Below are 6,844 nucleotides of genomic sequence, written 5' to 3'. Positions count from 1 at the left end.
GCGAGAAAAGGTCGAACTCAGGGACAGGCCGGGTCCGGCACCAATAACATCAGGGATGAACGACAGCCGGAATTGGGTGGGCTTTACCAGAGCACGATAACGGAAATTTTCGGTCGGATCCACCGAGATCGATTATCAGTTCTCTGCTGAAGCACTACCCTCTGGACACCCGTCCGCCATTCCTCGAATCTTCCCAGGTTTCTAACCCCATCAAAACATTCCCATCCCGGCTCCCATAAGCGCGAGGGTCAGACACGAACTGACCTGGACGGCCACGTTGTCGTCGACCGGCGAGTATGCCTCGACGATGCCGGCGACGCCCGCCACGACTGCGGCCGCCCACCAGGGGATAAGGAAGGCGAGCGCGAGAGCGGCCGCGGCAATCCCGGCAAGTGTCCCCTCAAGCGATTTTTTGCCCCGGATGGTGTGCCGCCCGAACCGAAGCCCGGCGAGCGTCGAGACACTGTCGAGCACCCCGACCGTGACGAGGCCGACCGCGGTATACTCCCTCCCGAAGACCGCGAGGCAGAAGAGCGCTCCGGCCGCGTAGGCGATACCGCCTTTGAGCGGCACCTTCCCCCGCCGCTCGGTCTCGTCGAATACCTGCGAGATGACCGGGACGTCGTGGCCGCGGGTGAAGGCGTCGCAGAGGAGGAACATGACGACGAGCGCGGCGCTTGCGAATATGAATGCCTCCCGGTCGTTCAGGCGGAGGATGATCCCCGCGCCGAGGAGCCCCATGAGCAGGTGGACAGTCTGGCGGAACGTCTCGCTCATCGCACCGGAATGGCAGACCCGGGAGATAAAACATGGTGCGGGTGCCCGGTCGAACGCCCGGGAGCAGTCACTTTAATGTGATCCCCTTCCATCCTACACACCCTTGAGGGAGAAGATCATGACGAAGGTACGAAAATACGTAAACCCGCCTGCCGCCGAAGTGATATGCGAGTTCCGGTTCCCCGAGGATATCCCCTGGGACATGACCTACCCCGGCATACTCTACAGCCACGTAAAGGATGCCTACCCGAAACGCGACCAGCGCTACGTGCGCGAGGTGGTCATGCTCCTCGGACCGGAGGGCCTCCGTGAAGAACTCCTGGTTGCCGAGCGGTCGATCTTCCTCGCCGAAGACGAAGGCTGTGCGGTCCAGGTCGGCCCCCGCCTCTTATCGGTGAGCTGCCAGAAGCCGTATGTGCACTGGGAGGCCTTCTCGGAGAGGATCCACGGGGTGTTTGACCGGTTCCGGGAAGTCATCAGTGCTGATACCGTCAACACTATGAACCTGCGCTACGTCAACCTCATCGAGGTCCCCGAGCGGGAGATGACGCTCTCGGACTACTTTGCCTTCTATCCCACACTCCCGCCGGAACTCCCAAGGGCGCCGGTGGGGTTCATAACCGGGTGCGAGTTCGCGTTCCACGACAACCGCGACAACTGCCGGGTGGAACTCACCGATGCCGTGCTTGAGTCGACGGAGAACAACGCGTTCCTCTTGAACATCGACTACTTCCTCGCTGAGGAGAGGAGCGTCCCGCTGGATGGCGTGGCTGACTGGCTGGAGATCGCCCACACCCACGTGCGCGACATCTTTGAGGCCTGTATCAAGGACTCCCTGCGCGACCTCTTCACCATCCGGGAGGAGGCGGCGGTGGCGGCACGGTGAGAGAGTGCAGGGCCGGGTGCCTGCCCTCCTCTCGCCCCCGTGAGGTTCTCGTGTTCATCATCGGGTACAGGCGGGGCGATGAACAACGACGTGGGCGCGCGCCAGGCACCCCCTATGCCCGGCAGGGCTGATCGCTGGACGCTGCCCGACCTTGATGCGGCGGTCCTGCGGTGCAGGGCGCAGAACGCCCGGGGCATCCGGTGTATCCTTGATGTCCTCGGCGAGTATGCCCAGAGCGAGCGGCAGGCCCGGGGGAACCTGGAGCGCTCTTCCGCCGCCATAGCCGCGATCGACGAGCGCGCCCTGGACGCATCCCTCACGGTGAAGATGACTGCGATCGGTGCCCTCGTCGACCAAAAAGCCGCCCATGAATCCCTGCTCCAACTCTGTGGAGAGGCCCATGCACGTGGTGTGGGGTTTGAGGTGGACATGGAGGGCCGGGGCCTTGTGGAGACGACGGTGGAGGCCGCAGTCGCCTGCGCACGACAGGGGCTCCCGGTGACGCTCGCCCTCCAGACTTCCCTCGATCGCACCGCAGAAGACCTCGAGCGCATCCTCGATAGCGGGATCAGGCCCCGCCTGGTGAAGGGAGCCTACGGAGGGAATGCAGTTGATCTCGAAGAGGTCCGGCGGCGCTTCCGGGGTCTTGCAGCGGGACTTCTCGACCGGGGTGTGGCGTTCTCGACCGGCACCCACGATCCTGACCTGGTTGCGTGGCTTGCGCAGAGTCCGGTTGGGCTGGTCGAGTTCGGGTTCCTGATGGGGCTTGCGGACGAGACAAAACTCCGGCTCGCCGGGGAGGGCCGGGCTGTCGCGGAGTACGTGCCCTTTGGGGAGCAGGCGGCCGCGTACGTGGCGCGGCGGGAGGCGTATATCGCGGGGCTGGCGGTAGAGGGGAGAGGACCGGTGCCCTGACACCGCACCCTGTCACGACCTCCGGGGGCCTCACGGACGGGATCAACTGGACGTCCGACGCCGGTACGAGACTATAATAGGGAGTAACCCCAAATGGTCGAACCGTTCAGTCCAGGGGATGAAAGATGATCCAGACACGGGGAAGCGGTATACTCCTGCACGTCACGTCCCTGCCGTCGGCGTACGGCGTCGGGGATTTCGGGCCGTCGGCATACCGGTTCGTCGAGGCGCTGGCGAAGGCCCGGCAGCATTACTGGCAGATCCTGCCGATCAACCCGACACGGGTCGAGCACGCCAGTTCTCCTTACTACAGCCCGTCGGCGTTCGGCATGAACACCCTCCTCATCAGCCCGGACCTGCTCGTCCGGGAGGGGTTCCTCAGGCGAACCGACCTCGAACCGGTGCCCGAATTTCCGGAGGGGCGGGTGGCCTACGAGGCGGCCACGTGGTACAAGGACCGGCTCTTTTCGGTCGCATACCAGCGGTTCCTTCACTCGGGGCCTGAGCGCAGGTACGAAGAGTTCTGCGATAGAAGCAGATGGTGGCTGGATGACCACGCGCTCTTTGTCGCGCTCAAGGATCACTTCCACGGACAGGAGTGGAGCCGGTGGCCGGAGGAGATCCGGGCCCGACAACCGGAGGCCCTCGATGATATGCGCCGGCGCCTTGCCGACGAGATCAGAAGGGAGAAGTTCCTCCAGTATATTGCCGGGCGGCAATGGTCGGCTCTCCACCAGCACTGCACCGACCGGGGCATCCAGGTCATCGGCGATATACCGATCTACGTCGCATACGACAGCGTTGATCTCTGGCAGAACCCCGGGATCTTCAAACTGGACGACGACCTCCGCCCCACCGTGATAGCGGGGGTGCCACCGGATGTATTCAGCGAGACCGGGCAACTCTGGGGGAACCCGGTCTACAACTGGCCTCTGCTCCGGGAGCGCCGCTACGACTGGTGGGTGAGCCGAATCGCCCGGGCCGGCGAACTCTACGACCTCTTCCGGATCGACCATTTCAGGGCGTTTGCGGACTATTACGAGATCCCGGCGGGCGACACGACGGCTGAGCGCGGCACCTGGGTCGACGGGCCGGGAGCCGACTTCTTCGAGGCGCTCGCCCGGCGGTTTCCCTGCTCTGCAATCGTCGCCGAGGACCTGGGGGCCAACACCCCGGCCGTCCAGGGGCTTCTCGATCGGTTCGGGTTCCCGGGGATGAAGATCCTGCTCTTCGCGTTCGGTGAGGGGCTCCCGAAAAGCGCTCACATCCCCCATAACTACATCCCAAACCTTATATGCTACACGGGGACGCACGACAACAACACGGCCCGGGGGTGGTTTGAGGAGGAGGCGTCGGAGGAGGATAAGCAGCGGTTCTTTGCCTATATCGGGCGGGAGGTGGCGGCGAGCGAGGTCCACCGGGAACTCATCCTTCTCGCGGCGACATCGGTTGCCCGGGCAAGCATCATCCCCATGCAGGACGTCCTCGGGCTTGGGGCGGAGGCAAGGATGAACTATCCCTCGACTTCCGAGGGGAACTGGGAGTGGCGCATGACGCCGGAGGAGTTCGCCGATGCCCCGTTCGACTGGCTCCGCGGGCTCACGGAACTCTCCGGGCGGGCGTGAATCAGTACCGGGCGGTCAGGACCTCGAGTTCTTCCCGGATGGTCCGGCGGACCATCTCCTCGATGGCGGTGTAGTCCCGCCGGGCCTTCTCGTGCTTTCCGATCAGTTCTTCCATCTTCATGACCCCGAGGGAGAGGTTCTTCCCGTACTTGAGGGCAACCTCCAGCGCCTCCTCGTCGATCCGGACGACCCTGGACATAGATGGATATTTTCCGGGGCTGAATTTAAATGTTACAGATCTGTTACGTGAAGGTAATTATTGTTACAAATCTGTAACAATGCCGGAGATTGCGTAACATTTGCGTTACAGGCAGCCCGGGCGGGAGATTCGCCACCCTTTGGCCCGGGTTCCTTTACAGATACGCCTCCGTCGCGTAGCGCCGCATCATCCGGTGGGTGTTGAAGTAGTAGGCTATCTTTGCGATCGAGCTCCGCATGATCGTCGCCCACTCGTCCTTCCGGAGGTAGTAGGTGGGGATGATAAGGTACTCGAGTTTACTGTAGAGGTCCTGGAGCTCCCGCCTTCGTTGTTCGGCCTCGCTCACCGGCGCATCGGGCCCGGGACCGATCGCCCACCCCGTCGTCCCCTCGATCCAGCCCTCGATCCACCACCCGTCAAGGACGCTGAAGTTGACCACGCCGTTGAGGGCGGCCTTCATACCGCTCGTGCCGCTCGCCTCGTAGGGCGGCAGGGGCGTGTTCAGCCAGACGTCCACCCCCGCGGTCATCAGGCCCGCGATCTCCATCGTGTAGTTTTCGAGGTAGACGCCCTTCACCTCCCCCTCAAGGTCGCGCATGGCATCGTGGACCTGGCGGATCTCCTGCTTGCCGACTGCGTCCGCCGGATGGGCCTTCCCGGCGAAGACGAGCTGGATCGCTCCCCGCCTGCCGGCCTCCCGCAGTTTTTCGAGGTCCGAGAAGATCAGGGTTGACCGTTTGTAAGCCGCCGCCCGTCGGGCGAACCCGATCGTGAGGGCCAGCGGATCCAGGTCCACACTGTTCATCTCCCCGACGTAGTCCACCAGAGCCTGCTTCGCCTGCTGGTGGGCGTGCCTGATATCCTCGTGCGGGATCTCGTCGACCCTGACGAGCAGTTCCGGTTCCTGCGCCCAGCCTGCGATGTGGCGGTCGTAGAGGTTCCGGAACGGCCCTGACGCCCACGTATGTGGGTGGACGCCGTTGGTCACCGCCCTGATGTGGAAAGCCGGAAAGAGCCGCCTTGAGAAGTTCATGTGCGCCGTCGTCACGCCGTTGACGTACCTGCTCAGGCGGAACGCGAGGGTCGCGAGCGCAAGCCCGTCCTCACCGATGTACTCCCCCAGCAGTTCCGACGGGACCTCGTTCCTGAGCAGGCGGACTGCCATATCCCGTGGGAACGTCTCGAACGCCACCGCCACCGGGGTGTGGGTGGTGAAGATACAGTGCGTCTGCACCTTCTCCTCATCCATTCCCGGGCGGCTGAGGAGTTCGAGGGTGAGGAGGCTTGAGTGGCTCTCGTTGATATGGTACTTGCCGACCCTTATACCCAGGGCGGCGAGCATCCGGGCCCCGCCGATCCCGAGCACAATCGCCTGCTTCAGCCGGTACTCCTGGTCGCCGCCGTAGAGGTAGTCGGTTATCCCCCGGTCTTCGGCTGCGTTCTCGGGAAGGTCCGTATCGAGGAAGAGCACCGGCACGAGGCCGCCGACGGGGCTCCAGTAGTCGTAGAGCCAGGCCCGTATCGCGACGTTCGCGTCCCCGATCCGCACGGTCACCCGCCGGGAGAGTTCCCGCATGTGCTTTCCGGGGTCCCACTCGTCGGGAAGATCGATCTGGTCGCCTTCCGGGGTCAGGCGCTGCCGCACGTAGCCTTTCCGGTTGACGAGCGTCACCGCGACCATCGGGATGAGGAGGTCGGCGCTCGAACGGATGACGTCCCCGGCAAGCACGCCGAGGCCGCCGCTGTAGGTCGGTATATCACTCTCGATGCCGATCTCCATGGAGAAGTAGGCGATCTTCTCGCCCCCGATGAACGTATCCCTGCAGAGTTCGCTTGAGAAGTAGTAGGTCCCGCCGCGGACCTCCACCGAGTAGGCCGCCTTTGCCGGGTCCACCGGCATCCCGCAGACGGGGTCCCTCGCCACCATGGCCCTGCATCCACCCGAGATCCTTATGAACCTGCCGACGCCCCGGGTTTTGGGCCGGGTTATGTAGCGCTACTCGCATACACCCATGGCCCGGTTGCCACCTGGTATCCTCATGCACGGCCCCCCGGAGGGGCTTACGGGTATGATTTTGTGCGGGGAGCCCGCCCCCCCCCGGATGCGATAAGGGACTGGCCGAAGGGCAGGAGCTCGAACATCGAAGGTGCGCAAGCCACTACGGTCCAGTGCATCGGGACATACCCGGGGAAGAACCGGGTCCAGAGCCACTCCGGACACGGATTTCCACTGGATATCGCCACGCACTGCCCCCGCCCCGGGGGCGGGGGAGGAGGCCGCAGGCGCGGGCGGGGTGGGGGGTTCGGGTACCGCCTTGCGAGAGACAGGGGAGGGGGGCAAGCCCCATAAGCGCTAACTTTATCGACAACTATTTACCTGCAGACGGTGCATTATACTCTGGTGGAACTGAGGAAGGGAGAGCGAATCGGGGATGAACTTTG

6 protein-coding genes are annotated in these 6,844 nt (G+C 63.9%); 3 read left to right on the top strand and 3 right to left on the bottom strand.

What is annotated here, in order from left to right; genetic code table 11:
• Positions 1-210 precede the first annotated feature (210 nt).
• Positions 211-777 (bottom strand): diacylglycerol/polyprenol kinase family protein, encoded by a 567-nt coding sequence (locus tag BP846_RS03375; protein ID WP_292392636.1) that lies wholly within the window; start codon positions 775-777, stop codon positions 211-213.
• Between the two features lie 118 nt (positions 778-895).
• Here BP846_RS03375 and BP846_RS03370 point away from each other — a divergent pair, with 118 nt between their 5' ends.
• From BP846_RS03370 to malQ, 3 genes are all read left to right on the top strand, one after another.
• A complete protein-coding gene (locus BP846_RS03370) occupies positions 896-1,663 on the top strand; it encodes a TIGR04255 family protein (protein WP_292392635.1) in 768 nt (255 codons plus the stop codon).
• A gap of 78 nt (positions 1,664-1,741) precedes the next feature.
• Positions 1,742-2,578 carry a proline dehydrogenase family protein gene (locus BP846_RS03365; protein ID WP_292392634.1) on the top strand — a complete coding sequence of 279 codons (837 nt, stop codon included), beginning with the start codon at positions 1,742-1,744 and terminating at the stop codon, positions 2,576-2,578.
• 125 nt (positions 2,579-2,703) lie between these two features.
• Positions 2,704-4,203, top strand: a complete 1,500-nt coding sequence (gene malQ / locus BP846_RS03360) for a 4-alpha-glucanotransferase (RefSeq protein WP_292392633.1) — start codon at positions 2,704-2,706, stop codon at positions 4,201-4,203.
• Between the two features lies 1 nt (position 4,204).
• Here the strand turns inward: malQ and BP846_RS03355 are convergent, their stop codons facing one another.
• A complete protein-coding gene (locus BP846_RS03355; protein ID WP_292392632.1) occupies positions 4,205-4,402 on the bottom strand; it encodes a hypothetical protein in 198 nt (65 codons plus the stop codon).
• Between the two features lie 154 nt (positions 4,403-4,556).
• Positions 4,557-6,329, bottom strand: a complete 1,773-nt coding sequence (gene glgP, locus BP846_RS03350; RefSeq protein ID WP_292392631.1) for an alpha-glucan family phosphorylase — start codon at positions 6,327-6,329, stop codon at positions 4,557-4,559.
• Positions 6,330-6,844 lie beyond the last annotated feature (515 nt).

It is taken from the genome of Methanoculleus sp. UBA303 (assembly GCA_002501655.1).
Lineage (GTDB): Archaea > Halobacteriota > Methanomicrobia > Methanomicrobiales > Methanoculleaceae > Methanoculleus.
The sequence above is the reverse complement of the archived record's forward strand: the minus strand, read 5'-3'. Positions and strand labels throughout refer to the sequence as shown.